This window comes from Plantactinospora sp. KLBMP9567, assembly GCF_033446045.1.
Classification (GTDB): domain Bacteria; phylum Actinomycetota; class Actinomycetes; order Mycobacteriales; family Micromonosporaceae; genus Plantactinospora.
The window spans coordinates 119,226-133,847 of sequence record NZ_JAWQRR010000006.1 but is presented as its reverse complement, the minus strand read 5'-3'; the positions used below and the strand labels follow the sequence as shown (position 1 = coordinate 133,847).

Below are 14,622 nucleotides of genomic sequence, written 5' to 3'. Positions count from 1 at the left end.
GGCCCGGGGGTCTCCGCGCGGTGTGAAAACCTGCACTCTTCCCTGCCGTAGCCGCACCGCCCGGTGGGACGATCGGAAGCGAACCTCTTCCACCTGAACCGCGCGGCGCTTGCGCACCGCGTCCGACCTTACGGTCCGACGGACCGCAAGGCGGGTGGAAAGGTTCGGTGACCCGGGGACCGCGAACGCGGCCTCGAGGCGAGAGGAGACAGTGATGTCCGAGCACCAGATGGCGTCCGCCCCGGCCGAGGTGGCGACGCTGTACGGCGGTCCGGCGACCCGGCGGGTACGCGCCCGCGACCTGGTCGCCGCCAAGGAGCGCGGCGAGCGGTGGCCGATGCTCACCTCCTACGACCAGTACACTGCCGCGATCTTCGACCAGGCCGGAATACCGGTGCTGCTGGTCGGCGACTCGGCGGCGAACAACGTCTTCGGCTACGAGACGACCGTGCCGGTCACCGTCGACGACCTGCTCCCCCTGGTCCGTGCGGTGGTACGCGCCACCAGCTACCCGCTGGTCGTCGGCGACCTGCCGTTCGGCTCGTACGAGGAGGGGCCGGCCCAGGCGCTGCGCACCGCCGTACGGTTCATGAAGGAGGGCGGCTGCCACGCGGTGAAGCTGGAGGGCGGCCGGCAGGTGGCGGAGCAGATCCGGGCGATCACCGGGGCCGGCATCCCGGTGATGGCGCACATCGGGTTCACCCCGCAGCGGGAGCACGCCATCGGCGGCTACCGGGTGCAGGGCCGGGGCGACGCCGCCGACGAGGTGGTGGCCGACGCGCTCGCGGTCGCCGAGGCCGGAGCCTTCTCGGTCGTCCTGGAGATGGTGCCGGGCGAGGTGGCCAAGCGGATCACGCACGAGCTGGCGATACCCACCATCGGGATCGGGGCCGGCCCGGACACCGACGCCCAGGTGCTGGTCTGGCAGGACATGGCCGGGCTGCGGTCCGGCCGGATGCCCCGGTTCGTGAAGCGCTACGCCGACCTTTCCGGCACCCTCACCGAGGCGACCCGGCGGTTCGCCGCCGAGGTCCGGGACGGCGAGTTCCCCACCCCCGAACACACCTTCTGATCCCCGACCGCTCGGGAGGGCCCCCACCCCGGTGGTCCTCCCGGCGGGCCGGACCGGCCGCCGCCGCTCTCAGATGTCGGTGACCCGGATTCCGGCGTGCGCCTTGTAGCGCTTGTTGATCGCGATCAGGTTGGCGGTGAACGCCTCGATCTGGTGCGCGTTGCGCAGCCGCCCGGCGTAGACACCGCGCATTCCCGGGATCCGCGCGGCGAGCGCGCCGACCAGCCCGACCAGTTCGCGCTCCTCGGTGCAGATCAGCACGTCCAGCTCGATCCGGTCGACCTCCGGGTCGGCCAGCAGGGGCGCGCTGACGTGGTTGAAGGCCGCGCAGACCCGGGAGTCCGGCAACAGCGCCGCCGCCTGCTGCACGGCGCTGCCCTCCTCGACCCGCAGCGGGTACGGCCCCTGCTTGTCGAAGCCGAGCGGGTTGACGCAGTCGACGACCACCTTGCCGGCCAGCGGCTCGCGCAGTCCGGCGACGGTGTCCCGGTGCCCGTCCCACGGCACCGCGATGACGACCACGTCGGACCGGCTTGCCACCTCGACGTTGTCGCCGCCGGAGATCGTCGCGTCGGCCGGCATCCCGGGCAGGGTACGAAGTTCCGCCGCCGCCTGCTCGGCCCGGGCCGCCGAGCGGGAGCCGATGAGTACCGGCTGACCCGCCCGGGCCAACCGGTAGGCCAGTCCCCGTCCCTGGTCGCCCGTGCCGCCGATGATGCCGACGGTGAGTCCGGTGACGTCCGGCAGCACGCTCGCGTCATATGCCATGCCGGAATCCTCGCAGACCGCCCGGCCCGTTGGCGTCGGGCCGGGCGGCGTGGCGTACCCCGGGGGTGTCACCGCACCGGAACGCCCCGTGGGGCGCTCCGGTGGGAACTCAACCCATCATCTTCCGCGCGGTCGCCCTGGTGGCCTTCCGCGCCGGCGCCTTGGCCGGAGCCTTCCGCGCCGCGGCCTGCTTGCCGGGTGCCTTCCGGGCGGTGACCTTCTTCGCCACCGTGCCGGTCCGCTTCGTCGCCGCGGTCGCCCGCTTCGCCGGAGCCTTCTTGGCCGTCGCCCGCTTCGCCGGAGCCTTGGTCGCGGTCGTCCGCTTGGCCGGGGCCTTCTTCGCGGTCACCCGCTGGGCCGGGGCCTTCTTCGCGGTCACCCGCTGGGCCGGGGCCTTCTTCGCAGCCGCGGTGGTCCGCTTCGCCGCCGCGGTCGTCTTCCGCGCCGCGGCGGTGGTCTTCTTGCCGGCCGTGGTCCGCTTCGCCGCGGTGGCGGTCTTCCTGCCCGCCGCGGTCGTGCGCTTCGCCGTGCCGGCGCGGCCTGCCGCCGCCCGCGTGGTGGTCTTCGCGGTGGCCTTCTTCGCCGGTGCCCGCTTTGCCGGTGCCTTCCTCGCCGGCGCCTTCTTCGCCGCCGTCGCGCGCTTGGCCGGGGCCTTCTTCGCGGGTGCCTTCTTGGCCACCGACGAACTGGCGGCCTTGCGGGCCGGGGTGCCCTTGCTGGCACCCACGGTCCGGCTGCGCGCCGCAGTCTTCTTGCCGGCAGCGCTTCTCGCTACCGAGCGGGTGGCCCTGGTTGCTTCGGCCATCTGTGTTCCTCCTTGCGGGACATGCTCTCGGGGGTCTCCTCGCGGAGCACCACGGAGTTTTCGACGCGGGCTGTCGCCGCGCCGGTCTAGCGCTCCTCCCCGGCCCAGCGGGCATCCTCGGCGTCCCACGCTTCGTTGCGCTGCTGCACCCGCTGCAGCGCCTGCTCCGCGTCGGCTCCCGAGGCGTACGGTCCGAGCACGTACCTCGCCGGACAGACGTCGGCACCGGTCTCGACCCGGTGATGACGGATGCACCAGAAGTACTGCACATCACTCCCGCTGTCGCTCATGGGGTAACTGTGCACGGCAAACCGCCCAAGCGCTACCGTTTCGCGCAAAATGACAGAGCGACTTCCACAGTAGACCGCATCGGATTCCCGTCGCCCGGTAAACGGCAAAGTGCCGTCGTACGGGGGAAAGGCATTCTGCGGCAAGGGATTCACCGCTGTCAGCGGCCCGGGAAGGCGGCGCGGACGGGCTGCCCGTGCGCGGAAAAAATTTCCCCCGCCGGTGGGACCCAACTCCTACCTCATCGCCCTGACCTGCCACTTCGCGGCGCGGAATGGAGCACAATTCGCGGTGTGGGCAGCATGCGACCCTCGGGTGGGACAGGACGGCTCGGCCGGGTCCTGTCAATCGTCGCGTTGACCATTCTGCTGCTGCTCGTCGGCAGTGCCGCGCACACCATTATGGGTATCGCGACCGAGCCCTCGATCGAGGAACGGGCCCGACTGGAAGCGGTACGTCAGGCCGCCCTGATCGGTGACGCACTCGTGTACGGCGTCGGCGACAGCGCCGCCGAACTCGGGCAGACCGCCGCGCGGAGCGGGCGGGTCGACGTACTGCGCGTCGACGGCACCGACCGGCGCCGCTCCCCCGGCGTACGGATGGTGTTCCGGGTGCATGTGGCGATGTCCCGGCCCGCGATGGCCGGACGGAAGCAGGCCGAGGTGCGGATCTGTTTCCGTCAGGTCGTCGACCAGGAGCGGGCGGACTTCTCCCGGACCGAGGTGCCCTGCCCGGACAGCCTGCTGCCCGGGATGACGCCGACGGCGGTACCGACCCACCCTGCCGGCCACCCCGCGCCGACACCCGGCACCGACCCTGCCGGCGCCCCCAACTCTGCCGACGCGCCCAGCCCGGCCGCAGGACCGGGCGGCTGATACCGGCCCGTCGGAAGCCGGAACGCCGGAGACCGGGGCTCTGCTGGTTCGCGTCGCGGCGCCCGGGGCGGTCGGTCCAGCCGGTTGGCCGCTGGTTATCGTCCTCGGCATGGCCGTCCCGGAGTACGTCGCACGGATCCGCAAACTCGTCGGGCACGACCTGCTCTGGCTGCCCAGCGTAAGCGCCGTGGTCGGCAACGACGCCGGAGAGCTGCTCCTCGGTCAGCGCTCCGACGACGGGCGCTGGTCGGTCGTCAGCGGCTTCGTCGAGCCCGACGAGCAACCCGCCGAGGCGCTGGTCCGGGAGGTCTTCGAGGAGACCGGCGTACGGGTGCTGCCGGAGCGGGTGACGAGCATACTGGCGCACCCGCACACCTACCCCAACGGTGACCGGTGCCAGTTCCTCAACATCGGCTTCCGTTGCCGGCTACTCGACGGCGTCGCCCGGGTCAACGACGACGAGTCGGTCGCGGTCGGCTGGTTCGCCCCCGACCGGTTGCCGCCGCTCGACGAGCACGCCAGGACCACGATCGCGCACGCGCTCACCCCGGCTACCGCCGCGAGCTGGTTCGCCCCGGACTCGTCCGCCTTCTCCTGGGGTGCCCGGCCGTGACCCGACCGGCCCCCGTTCCGGCTCTGGCAGCCGTCCCCGTTACGGCTCTGGCAGAGCCGGGCCCGCCGCCCACGGGTCCACTCCGGACCCGCGACCACCGGAATACGCCTGCCGCCGTCGGACGCTGACCCGGGCGCCACAGGTGGGGCCGGTCCGGCCGGGGGTCGTCGCCGTCCGGGTCAGCTCCGCCCGGCGACCGCTCCGGCCCGTCCCGACCAGTAGGCGTCGAGGCGGTCGGCCAACTCGATCGGGTGACCGAGCATCCCGAGGTGGTCACCGGACATCTCGTCCGGCTCGCTGCCGAGCCGCTCCCAGGCGACGCGCCGGACGAAGTCGGCCGGGAGGAAGCGGTCGTCGCGGTGCAGCAGCACCCGGGTGGGCACGTCGGGCCAGGTCGCCACCGGCACCGGGTCACCGAACGGCTTGTCGGCCTGGTGCCGGCCACGGCGGAAGACCTCGGTCACCAGGGCCGGCGGCAGGTCGTTGGCGAACAGCCCCACCAAGTCGTCCTCGGCCCGGCCGTCACGGCGGTCCTGCTCCTGCCGGGCCTGCGCGTAGCCGGTGTTGGCCCACCAGTCTCCCGGCGCCTCGCCAGGCAGTGGTATCTGCGGCCCCAACAGCACCAGAAGTTCCACCGGTATCCGCTCGCAGACCACCGGAGCGGTGAAGGCGCCGAACGAGTGCGCGACCACCGCCAGCCCGCGCCGGTCCACCGACCCGATCCGGTCGCGGACGGCGACCAGCACCGCGTCTGCGTACTCGGACAGGCCGGCGGAGTCGTCGTCGCAGGGTAGGTCGACCGCCACCACGTCGTGGCCCCGGGCACGCAACTCGGCGACCAGCAGGTGCCAGCACCACGAGTCGGCTGCGGCGCCGTGGATCAGCACGTAGGTCGGCGGGGTCGTCCCGGCCGCCCCGGTCACCGGCCGCCTGCCAGGCCCGGCCGATCGACTCCGCCCGGCCGATCGACTCCGCCCGGGCGCGACCCGTCGCCCGGTGTCGAGACCGGTGCGCGGCGTTCGGCCAACGCCTGGATCTCGATGTGCGACCTGCGCGCGGCCGGGTTGTAGATCTCGTCGAGCGGACCCGTCACCGCCCGGCCGACGCCGCGGCGACGCGCCCGGGCCACCAGCCAGCCGAGCCCGCACAGGACCACGGCGAGCGCGCCGGCCAGCACCACGAACGGAACGATCTGCTCCACGGCACGGAGTCTAGGGGGTACCACCGACACCGGGGACCGCCTCGTTTCCGGAGCGACCGGAGCCGGCGGGATCGATCGGCCGGGAAATTCGGTGGCGGATGGTGGGGCGGAGTCGTACTCTCGCAGCGCCCGACTCTTTGAGGAGGTCGACGACATGGTGTGCACCGTCATTGGCGCGATAGCCAACACCGCGACGACGCGCGGTCGCGCCGCGAGCTGACCTCCGGGCACTCGCCCCAGCGGCTCCCGCCGGCCTCCACCGCCGGCCGAGTCGCCGACTCCTCGCGTCGTAGCGGTCCGCTGGCCGCGGAAACCCTCCGCGCCGCCAGCCGTTGGCGCCGGTGATCCGGCGCTGTCTCTCACCGCTCATTGCGCTGAACCGAGGAGTATCCGTGGATTCCACGACATCCTTCGAGCCGTTGACGGCGGCCGAGGGCGGACCGAGTCAGGTCATCCGTACCGGCCAGATCGTGCGGCGCGCCGCCAAGCCCTGGACCGGTACCGTGCACAGCCTGCTGCACCATCTGGAAGAGGTCGGGTTTCCCGGCTCCCCCTGGGTGGTCGGTACGGGCATCGACGGCAACGGCAACGAGATGCTGACGTACGTCGAGGGCGACATCATGCACCCCCGGGCCTGGACGGACGAGGGGATCTGGCAGGTCGGCAGGCTACTGCGCGAGCTGCACACCGCCACCGCGAGCTTCCGGCCACCGCCGGACGCCTCCTGGCAGCCGTGGTGGATGCACCGGGAGGGGCCCGACTCGGTGATCGGGCACTGCGACGCCGGTCCGTGGCACATCGTCGCCCGGGCCGGTCGGCCGGTGGCGTTCATCGACTGGACCCTGGCCGGGCCGGTCGACCGGCTCGACGAGGTGGTCGCCACCGGGTGGTGGAACGCCCAGTTGCACGACGACGACATCGCCGAACGCCACCACCTGGCGGACCCCGCGGCCCGGGCCCGCCAGCTACGGCTGTTCCTGGACGGCTACGAGCTGCCGGCGGCAGACCGGGCCGGCCTGGTCCGCCGAATGATCGAGCTCGCCATTCGGGACTGTGCCGCCGAGGCGACCCGGGCCCGGATCACGCCGGAGTCGACCGACCCGGCGCCGCTGTGGGCGCTCGCCTGGCGGGCGCGGGCCGCCGGATGGATGGTCCGGCACCGTACCCTGCTCGAACGCGCCGTCTCCGCCGGCTGAGCGACCCGGAGGCCGTCGCCGCGTTCCGGGCGGCGGCGGTCTCCGGCCGCCCGGACGTCAGCGTGCCGGGGCCGCGATCGGCTTGCGCATCCGGACCAGTCGCACGGGTACGCCGCCGGCCGGGTCCTCTACCTGCTCGACCGGTACGAATCCCGCCGCCTCGTAGAGTGGCCGGCCGGCGAGCGTCGACATCAGTTCGAGCGTCCGGAAGCCCTCGGCAGCGGCGGCCGCCTCGCAGCGGGCGAGGATCAGCCGGCCGACGCCCCGGCGGGTGAAGTCGGGGTGGGTGTACATCGCGCGGACCTTGGCCGGGTTCCGGGCCGGATCGAGCACTGCGGGGTCCCGGCCCTGCGAGTGGTCACCGCCGTAGAGGGTGGCCCGGCGACTCCACCCGCCGCAGCCGGCGAGCCTGCCGGCCGACTCGACCACGAAGTAGGTGCCGTCGTCGACCAACTGGGTGTCGATGCCCATGATCGAGCGGCTGGACTCGATCTGCGCCTCGTCGAGGAAGCCCTTCTGCAACTCGACGATCGCGGCGTCGATCAGCGGCAGCAACTCCGGTACGTCCGCACGCCGGGCAAGCCGGCTGGTCAGCGTCATGGCCCTCCTCGCAGATGCCCCGTCAGGTCGTCATTCAATCAGCCCCGCTCCGCGCAGCACGGTTCGCCCGGGGCGCCGACGGCCTGGCTGATCGTCGGGTCCGACCCGGGATCGTGCGGGGCAGGCAACCCATCAGGCTCGGTCCCATGCCCCGTGGGACGGGGAATCGAGGCAGGCCGGTGGAGGATGGGTGTCGTCGAACACCGGCGAGGATCGCATTCGAAGGATGAGTATGGACACCACCAACCCTGTCCCGCCGCCGGGGACAGCGCCAGCCGCATCCGGCACGCCCACCCACAAAACGCGGTTGGGCTGGTTGGACGCGTTGCGCGGCATCGCCGCACTCGTCGTCGTGTTCGACCACTCGTCGTACGCCTTCATGGCGGAGCTGCGACCGGAGCTGATGGCACAGTTCAACACCAGCCGGTACGGCATCATGGTGTTCTTCCTCGTCAGCGGCTACATCATCCCCGCGTCGCTGGAGCGCAAGGGCTGTATCAGGACGTTCTGGATCGGACGGGTGTTCCGCATCTACCCGCTGTGGGTCGCTGTCGTCGCTGCGCTCCTCGTGGCCAGTCTGCTGGGCGTCGCGAACATCCGTGACTTCGGTCAGCAGAGCATGGCCACGGTGGCCCTCGCCCACCTCACGATGCTCCAAGAGCTGCTGGGTACGCCCAATCTCCTCCTCGTGCTGTGGACACTGTCGTACGAGATGGCCTTCTACCTGCTGGTCGTGGCCCTCTTCACCGTCCGCCTGAACCAGCGGTCGACGGCGGTCGCCGTCACCCTGGCCGTACTGGCTGCCGTGAGCGTGGCGGCCGGCGTCACGCTGCCGGCCTCGGCCCTCTCCGACGTGTTCGGCACCGGCCCGCTGATCGCGGTTGCCCTGATCGCCATGGTGATCGCCGTTTTTTGTGCAAGCGCCGGGCCACCCGCGTTTCGGCTGTTCGGTGGCCTGTTGGGCGGGGTGCTGGCGCTCGTCCTGGTCCCTTTCAACGGCACGGTTCCGGTGTGGGAGGGCCTGGTGATCCTCGCCGTCATGTTCCTCGGCACCGCCGTCTACCGGGCCGAGAGCGGTCAGAGCACCTGGCGGGTCGCGGCCTGGACGGCCGCCGTGGTGCTCACCTGCGCCGTGGGGAGTGCGTACGCGTTCGGCAATGGGGGGCATTTCACGCGGCGCGGCTGGATCACGGCTTTTCTGTTGGCCGTGCTTACCTTCGGCGTCGGGCTGGCGTTGCGCCGCCGACTGATACCAGGCTGGTTGATCGGATTGGGCACGATCAGCTATTCGGTCTACCTGGTGCATCCGGTGCTGCTGGCGGTGACCGACGGCACGATCGGCCGGTGGCAGCAGAACAATCTCGTGCTCGAAGTGGCGTTCTACGCCGTCCTGATCCCGCTGTGCGTACTGACGTACCGTTACATCGAAGCGCCGAGCCAGACATGGGGCCGCAAGCTGGCACGCCGCGTTCAGCCGCCTCGGCCGGGGCGAGCGCCACAAGTGTCCGAGGGTCTCCCGCAGAATGGCGCAACGCCCGACCCGATCGAGGCGGGGGGCGTTACGGCCAGGTCAGAGCCATGGTCACAGCCCTGACCCGGGGTACGACGGACGAGTCGACCTGTACGCCGGGGCAGACCATGTCGTCGATCGCGCCGCCGGACACCCACGAATGACGTGAGGAATCAGTCGTCGAACTCGAAACCGTTCGCCTCGGCCGACGCGATCAACTGCCCATACGTTCCGGAACGGCCGCGACCGCGCCCACCCCAACCGGCAAGATCTTCCCCAGTGCGTTTCACGCGGCCCCGTAGCGCAGACCATGCCGCCTTCTGAATCGTACGTAAACCGGCCATCGAGCGCCGGAGTCTCGGTACTGGCCAGCACCTGCGGGATCCGTCGATCCCGATCGTTCTTGGGCAGCCCGAAGACCGTTCCTCCACCTCACCCAGCGACTCGGGCACTAACCCGCACCCCGCCGTGAACATGTGGTTCGACAGCATGTGGGGAACCATCGCCCATGAGTACGCCCCGTGAGCCCCACCGACCTTGCTGCCTTCGTCGACCACGCCCGCGTCATCTTGCTCGACTTCGACGGGACCAGTGTGCAGTACCTTCGCGGGCTACTCAGCCCCAACAACCGTCGCCACCGGACTTCGCCGCTTGCTCATCGAGCAGGGCGCCGCCGAAGGCCTCGGCCAGCACGGCCAAGCGGTCAGCCGGCGCTTCCAGATGACGAGGGCTGTGGTGCCCGAGGCAGACGGGCAGCCCCTTCTGCTCTGTCCAATCGCAGTAGCCCCAGAATCGATTGCTCGCGGCCAGCAGCTCCCCGGCAACGTCCTTCTGTCGGCATTGGCCGCCCACAGCGGTGACGGCCGCCGCTATCACCTGGTTGGCTCCGGGCGGAGTAGCCGCGTCACCGACAGCAGGAAGGAGCAGGAGGAGGCGTTCCGCCTGACTGTGCTTCGGGTTCGGTTGACCGGCCGTCCTGACCAGCTCCGGCCACGAGAGCGCCGGCCCGTGGAAGCCGCCCTCCAGCGCTGCGGCGGTGATCACCTCGTCGGATCCCGCTTGCTGAAGCAGATAGTCCCATCCCGAATCGCCCTCGTAGTTGCGGAAGAGGATGTGCATGCGGTGGCCTTGGCTGAGGTCCAGGGAGATGACGGGCCAGCTGTTGTGCTGGTGCATCTCCTCCGCGTAGACCTCGACATCCGCCGGATCAAGGTCGAAGGCCAACGCAGCCGTGTAGGAGCCGCCCACGGAGAGCAGAAACGCCGGCCAGAACAAGGGGTCAGCAAGCCACGGCGTCGCGTCGACGAGCACGGATGCATCAACCGGCGGGTGGAAGCGATTGAGGTAGCCGGGAAAGGGCATCTGCCGATCCTCGCAGACCCGTAGCCGCTTGCGCTGGTCCGGCCTGACTGGGCTCGACGGTTGCCTTGGCGCGTGCCCCCTGTTCCCGAACCGGCGGAAACCACGGGGAACAGCAGGTAACCAGGGCACCGTGCCCAGGAGCGCAGCTTGTCGACCTTGGCAGGGATCACCGTCCCAACGAGGTCCCAAGCTTGACAGTCCGCCACCAAGATCAGGGCGTCAGGGCTCTCCAGGGCGTCGAGCGTCGCCCAATGTGCACCATCAACGCCAAGAGACGCCCAAACATCGGACCAGGCTAGAGCCATGATCACGACTCTGACCTGGGGTACGACGGACGAGTCGACCTGTACGCCGGATTATGAAGATGGAACCCGCTCTGACCAGGAGCGGAGCCCGGCGACAACCGCTGTGGGCCGTCGCCGGGCCGTCAGGGCTTCTCCCCCGGATCGAACAGGTCGTCAATCGCGTTGCGGGTGCGTTCCTCGCTGGCCGGCATCAGGTGCGTGTACACCCGGAGCGTGAAGCCGGGGTCGGCGTGGCCGAGGTACGAGGCGAGAGCCTTGATGCTCTCCCCCGCGTCGAGCAGCGCCGAGGCGTAGAAGTGGCGTAGCGCGTGCATGCCGGTCGCCCGGGTCGGCGTGATGCCGGCCGCCACGACAGCCGGGCGCCAGCTCTTGCCGTCGAAGGTGCGGCGGTTGATCGCACCGCGTCGGGTGGTGGTGAACAACAGCGGCACCGTGACCCGCTCGTCGTCGGCCGGGTTCTCCCATGGCAGCGTGAGGGACAGCGGGGTGAAGTCGTCGAGGTGCTGGCGCAGCGCCTGGGCGACGGAGTCGGGCAGCGGTACCCGTCGGTCCCGGTCGTTCTTCGGAAGGCCGAACACCAGCCGGGAACGGACGAGCTTGACCTGACGGGAGACGTGCAGCCATCCCGCGTCGAAGTCGATGTCATCGACCCCGAGGCCGAGGATCTCACCCTGCCGCAGCCCGCAGCCGGCACCCAGATCGACCATGGCGCGGTACCGCTGGGCGAGGGCACCGCGGATTGCCGAAACCTGTTCGTACCGCCACGGCACCACCCGACGCTGCACCGGTCGCGGGGCCTTGACCGACTTCGCCGAACACGGATTCTTGGCGATCCGTTCGTCATCGACCGCCGCGCCGAGGATGGTCCGCAGGTGCGCGAAGATCACGGATCGGGTCGCCGGGGCCAGCTTCCCGACCATGCTGGCATCCCACTCCCGGACGTGACCCGGCTTGATCGAGGCCAGTTGCCGAGAGCCGAAGAACGGCAGCAGATGCTTGCGTACCCGGAACTCCGTGACCTCCCGAGTCGACTCGTCGAACGACCTCGTCCGCAGCCAGGTTTCGGCGTACTCGGCGAAGGTCATCCGACCGGCGATCGGATCGATGTACGAGCCCCGCAGCTTGTCCGTCTCGGTCGAGACGAGGAACGCCTCAGCGTCCCGCTTTGCACGGTCGGGGAATGACCGGCTACGTTCCCGACCGTCCGGCCCGATGTAGCGGACCCGGTACCGGAGTCCCTTGCCGAACCGGTCGGACTTGACCCGTTCCTTGCGGCCGCCAGGGTGTCGGACGATGTCGTACCAGCGATCTTCGACGTGTGCCATCAGGCCGCCGCCTGCTGACGCACCCATGACCGGACCGCTTCCGGTTCGTACCGCAGGTGTCGACCGACCCGGGCCGCCGGCGGACCGTACTTGACCTTGCGCCAGCGGTACAGCGTCTCCGTCGGCACCCGCAGGTACGCCGCCACTTCCCGGATCGTCCAAAGTCCATCGTTCGCCACCATCACAGCCCCTCCCCCGTTGCGCCGCCTGCTCCCGTCGCCGATCCGTCCTCCGGTAGCTGGGCGGCCCGGTCCCTCGCGGCGAGGAGTTCGGAGCGCCATCGGGCACGCTCGCTGATCGACCGCAGCAGTCGATGGGCCAGCGGCCCCACGTCGGGATCGTCGGGCCGGGCGAGTTCCCAGGCGTGCCGGACCGGTTCGACGGTGGCGCCCTGGTCGTCGACTCCGTCCAGGCCGACCGTCACGCCGAGCAGCGCCCGCACCCAGGCCCGCGCGTCGTGCTTGTGGTCGGAGAGCGTCTTGCCCGACCAGTCGCGGGAGATGAGGATGCGCCGGCCGCCGATGCCGAGGGTGTTCCGCTGGTGGACCTTGCCCTTGCAGCGCCCTGGCTTGAGCTTGGCGTGTGCCTTCTTCGGCTGGACGCCGTAGAGCAGCCAGTTCGCGCACCGGTCGGTACACGGGGTGACTTGGAGTTCCTGCCAGAGCCGGTCCAGGTGCGCTCGCTGCCGACCAGTCGTGATCTTGTGGCAGTCGCCCGTGTGCTTGGTGATGTACTTCGTGACGTACCGGATCGTCCGTTCCGCGTCTTCGGTGCCGGGCATGACCCCACGCGCGTCGACCTGGGTGCCGAAGCGCACGACGTGTACCGGTTCCGCGTCCGGGTCGTCGTCGAGCGCGTCCAGCGCTTCCGTCCAGGTGGTCAGCGGGTCGCGGCTATCCGGGTCGACCCACGCTGACGCCTGCTCATCCCAGACAGGCAGCCGGTCGAGGGTGTACCGCTGCACGTCGGTCGACGGCCACCACACCTGGTGGTAGGTGGCCGCCGCCACTGTGCGTAGCACCTCCCGGGGGATGGTGCCCCGGATGGCGAAGTGCGCGTGTGGGGCGAGTCGTCGTTGCGGCTCGACGCACCCTGCGTATTGGACGTTCCAGCCCTCACAGCGCCGGAGGTTCTGCCAGAACCGGTCGAGGAGTCGCGGAAAGTGGACCGCGTCCCAGGCCGCCCGCCGGTAGTCGTACCGGTCAGGGTTGACCGGGGTGCCATCCGGGCGTACCGGGCCGTACGAATCCAGGGTGAGCGTCAACCACATCGACGGCCGGTAAGTCGAGCCGTCCGGGGCGGTGTACGTCTTCCCGACGGTGCGCCGCTCGACCTTGCGCCGAGGTAGGTCCGGAGCATCCTGCCGCCGCCGAGTGGAGCGCTTGCGGCGCCGGCCGGTGTCCTCGTCGCCCTGGTCGTCGTCGCCGGTCGAGTGCGGGGGCGCGACCCGGCCACGGAGCCCTTCGGCCGCGATCGCCTCTTCCACCTCCCGGATTGCCTCGTCGAGGTCGGCGACCTGGTCCAGCTGGGACGCCCGGGATGCCTCGTCGCGGGAGAACTCCAGGTGACCGCGCAGCAGGATCAGCGCCTTCTGCTCCTCGGTCGCCGGTTCCGGGGGCGGTAGCGGTTCGTCGTCGCGGTGCCAGCCCTCCCGGATCTGTGCCTGCCGCAGTCGCCGGTTCTTCTTGGCGCACGGTGGGCACTTGTCGTCCCGAGTCGCGCCGCACGGTAGGTCGATCACCTCGGTCAACCCGGTGGCGAGGTCGGTGCGGCGCATGGCCAGAGGGCGGATGCAGACGCCGTATTCGGTGGCGATGTCCCGCAGTACGTCCACCGCACGGGGCAGGCCCATCCGCGCCGCCCGGGAACCCGGCCGAGGAGGCTCGACGACCGGGGCGGCCGGTGCGAGGCCGGGCAACGTCGGTGCAGTCATCGCACGATCCCGACGACCTGCGGCCGATCCGCACGGACCACGCCCAGCGGAGGCCGGACCGCCGACGGGACCGATTCGGACGTGACGACGGGGACGGGTAGATGGGTGCTCGGCTCCGGTTGCCGAGCGGGTTCCGGCTCCGGGTCGGGCTGCTCGTCGACGGCCGTCACCAGCTCGACGGGCGCCCGGTCAGCAGCGGCTTCCGGGGTCGCGGGTGCGCTGGATAGTACGACCTTGACCAGGGCGAGGAACGCCAGCGAGGGGACGGCGGCGACGATCCATCCCCACACCGAGGGTTCGGCTTCGGCGACCTGGGCCGCCAGGGACAGCAGCGCGAACCCGACCAGGAGGACGCCGACCAGGCCGACGGGCCGGCCGTTTCGCCGCCGGGCGCGGATCTCCAGGCCGAGGTAGATGGCCATCAGCTCGACGGCTACCGCGTTGGCCCAGCCGATCCAGTCGGGTTGGCCGTGCGCGACGGTGAGGTCGTGGACATGGGTGAAGGCAGCGGCGCCGGCCATCCCGCCGATGGCGAGCAGGATCAGCACCCGTGCGACGGATTCGGCCCGATGGCGCATCACTGCTGACCTCCGTTCGACTTCTCCCGGATGGTCAGGTCGATACGGAAGCGCGGACCAACCTTGTCGCCATGGCGATGGACGAGCGCCGCGATCCCGTGCAGCGCGGCGGCGACCTGGTCAGCCGGACCGGCGATCTCTACACGCATCGGTCGACGGAGTTTGTTGGCGAGTCGGGTGAAGGGGTTCAC

General features: G+C 70.7%; 17 protein-coding genes. 5 read left to right on the top strand and 12 right to left on the bottom strand.

The window, feature by feature from the left end; translation table 11 throughout:
* Positions 1-214: 214 nt before the first annotated feature.
* Complete coding sequence (panB, locus tag R6Y94_RS03450; RefSeq protein ID WP_412102680.1) at positions 215-1,072, top strand: 3-methyl-2-oxobutanoate hydroxymethyltransferase; 858 nt, start codon at positions 215-217, stop codon at positions 1,070-1,072.
* Positions 1,073-1,141: 69 nt separating this feature from the next.
* On the opposite strand, the gene npdG is transcribed toward panB, so the two are convergent.
* From npdG to R6Y94_RS03435, 3 genes are all read right to left on the bottom strand, one after another.
* Entirely contained in the window at positions 1,142-1,840 is a 699-nt protein-coding gene (gene npdG / locus R6Y94_RS03445; protein WP_318394272.1) for an NADPH-dependent F420 reductase, read from the bottom strand.
* 109 nt (positions 1,841-1,949) lie between these two features.
* Positions 1,950-2,645 (bottom strand): histone, encoded by a 696-nt coding sequence (locus R6Y94_RS03440; RefSeq protein WP_318394271.1) that lies wholly within the window; start codon positions 2,643-2,645, stop codon positions 1,950-1,952.
* Positions 2,646-2,731: 86 nt separating this feature from the next.
* Positions 2,732-2,935, bottom strand: coding sequence for a hypothetical protein (locus R6Y94_RS03435; RefSeq protein WP_107261704.1), 204 nt, complete (start codon positions 2,933-2,935; stop codon positions 2,732-2,734).
* 354 nt (positions 2,936-3,289) lie between these two features.
* Between R6Y94_RS03435 and R6Y94_RS03430 the strand changes: the two genes are divergently transcribed.
* Positions 3,290-3,808, top strand: a complete 519-nt coding sequence (locus R6Y94_RS03430; protein WP_318394270.1) for a hypothetical protein — start codon at positions 3,290-3,292, stop codon at positions 3,806-3,808.
* 109 nt (positions 3,809-3,917) lie between these two features.
* On the top strand, positions 3,918-4,421 hold the full coding sequence (locus tag R6Y94_RS03425; protein WP_318394269.1) for an NUDIX domain-containing protein: 504 nt from the start codon (positions 3,918-3,920) through the stop codon (positions 4,419-4,421).
* 179 nt (positions 4,422-4,600) lie between these two features.
* Here R6Y94_RS03425 and R6Y94_RS03420 read toward each other — a convergent pair whose 3' ends face one another.
* Positions 4,601-5,344 (bottom strand): alpha/beta hydrolase, encoded by a 744-nt coding sequence (locus R6Y94_RS03420; protein WP_318394268.1) that lies wholly within the window; start codon positions 5,342-5,344, stop codon positions 4,601-4,603.
* Positions 5,341-5,622, bottom strand: coding sequence for a hypothetical protein (locus R6Y94_RS03415; protein ID WP_318394267.1), 282 nt, complete (start codon positions 5,620-5,622; stop codon positions 5,341-5,343). Before R6Y94_RS03415 ends, R6Y94_RS03420 begins: the two co-directional genes overlap by 4 nt.
* Before the next feature lie 392 nt (positions 5,623-6,014).
* Here R6Y94_RS03415 and R6Y94_RS03410 point away from each other — a divergent pair, with 392 nt between their 5' ends.
* Positions 6,015-6,818 (top strand): aminoglycoside phosphotransferase family protein, encoded by an 804-nt coding sequence (locus tag R6Y94_RS03410; RefSeq protein WP_318394266.1) that lies wholly within the window; start codon positions 6,015-6,017, stop codon positions 6,816-6,818.
* Between the two features lie 57 nt (positions 6,819-6,875).
* Here R6Y94_RS03410 and R6Y94_RS03405 read toward each other — a convergent pair whose 3' ends face one another.
* Positions 6,876-7,418 (bottom strand): GNAT family N-acetyltransferase, encoded by a 543-nt coding sequence (locus tag R6Y94_RS03405; RefSeq protein ID WP_318394265.1) that lies wholly within the window; start codon positions 7,416-7,418, stop codon positions 6,876-6,878.
* A 232-nt stretch (positions 7,419-7,650) separates the two neighbouring features.
* On the opposite strand from R6Y94_RS03405, the gene R6Y94_RS03400 reads away from it, so the two are divergent.
* Positions 7,651-9,012, top strand: a complete 1,362-nt coding sequence (locus tag R6Y94_RS03400) for an acyltransferase (protein ID WP_318394264.1) — start codon at positions 7,651-7,653, stop codon at positions 9,010-9,012.
* A 531-nt stretch (positions 9,013-9,543) separates the two neighbouring features.
* On the opposite strand, the gene R6Y94_RS03395 is transcribed toward R6Y94_RS03400, so the two are convergent.
* From R6Y94_RS03395 to R6Y94_RS03370, 6 genes are all read right to left on the bottom strand, one after another.
* A complete protein-coding gene (locus R6Y94_RS03395) occupies positions 9,544-10,290 on the bottom strand; it encodes a hypothetical protein (RefSeq protein ID WP_318394263.1) in 747 nt (248 codons plus the stop codon).
* Between the two features lie 427 nt (positions 10,291-10,717).
* Positions 10,718-11,920 carry a tyrosine-type recombinase/integrase gene (locus R6Y94_RS03390; RefSeq protein ID WP_318394262.1) on the bottom strand — a complete coding sequence of 401 codons (1,203 nt, stop codon included), beginning with the start codon at positions 11,918-11,920 and terminating at the stop codon, positions 10,718-10,720.
* Complete coding sequence (locus R6Y94_RS03385; RefSeq protein ID WP_101367329.1) at positions 11,920-12,102, bottom strand: helix-turn-helix domain-containing protein; 183 nt, start codon at positions 12,100-12,102, stop codon at positions 11,920-11,922. Before R6Y94_RS03385 ends, R6Y94_RS03390 begins: the two co-directional genes overlap by 1 nt.
* Positions 12,102-13,853 (bottom strand): replication initiator, encoded by a 1,752-nt coding sequence (locus R6Y94_RS03380; RefSeq protein WP_318394261.1) that lies wholly within the window; start codon positions 13,851-13,853, stop codon positions 12,102-12,104. The genes R6Y94_RS03385 and R6Y94_RS03380 overlap by 1 nt, the downstream gene beginning before the upstream one ends.
* Entirely contained in the window at positions 13,850-14,431 is a 582-nt protein-coding gene (locus R6Y94_RS03375) for a DUF2637 domain-containing protein (protein ID WP_318394260.1), read from the bottom strand. Before R6Y94_RS03375 ends, R6Y94_RS03380 begins: the two co-directional genes overlap by 4 nt.
* A complete protein-coding gene (locus tag R6Y94_RS03370) occupies positions 14,431-14,622 on the bottom strand; it encodes a hypothetical protein (protein ID WP_318394259.1) in 192 nt (63 codons plus the stop codon). Before R6Y94_RS03370 ends, R6Y94_RS03375 begins: the two co-directional genes overlap by 1 nt.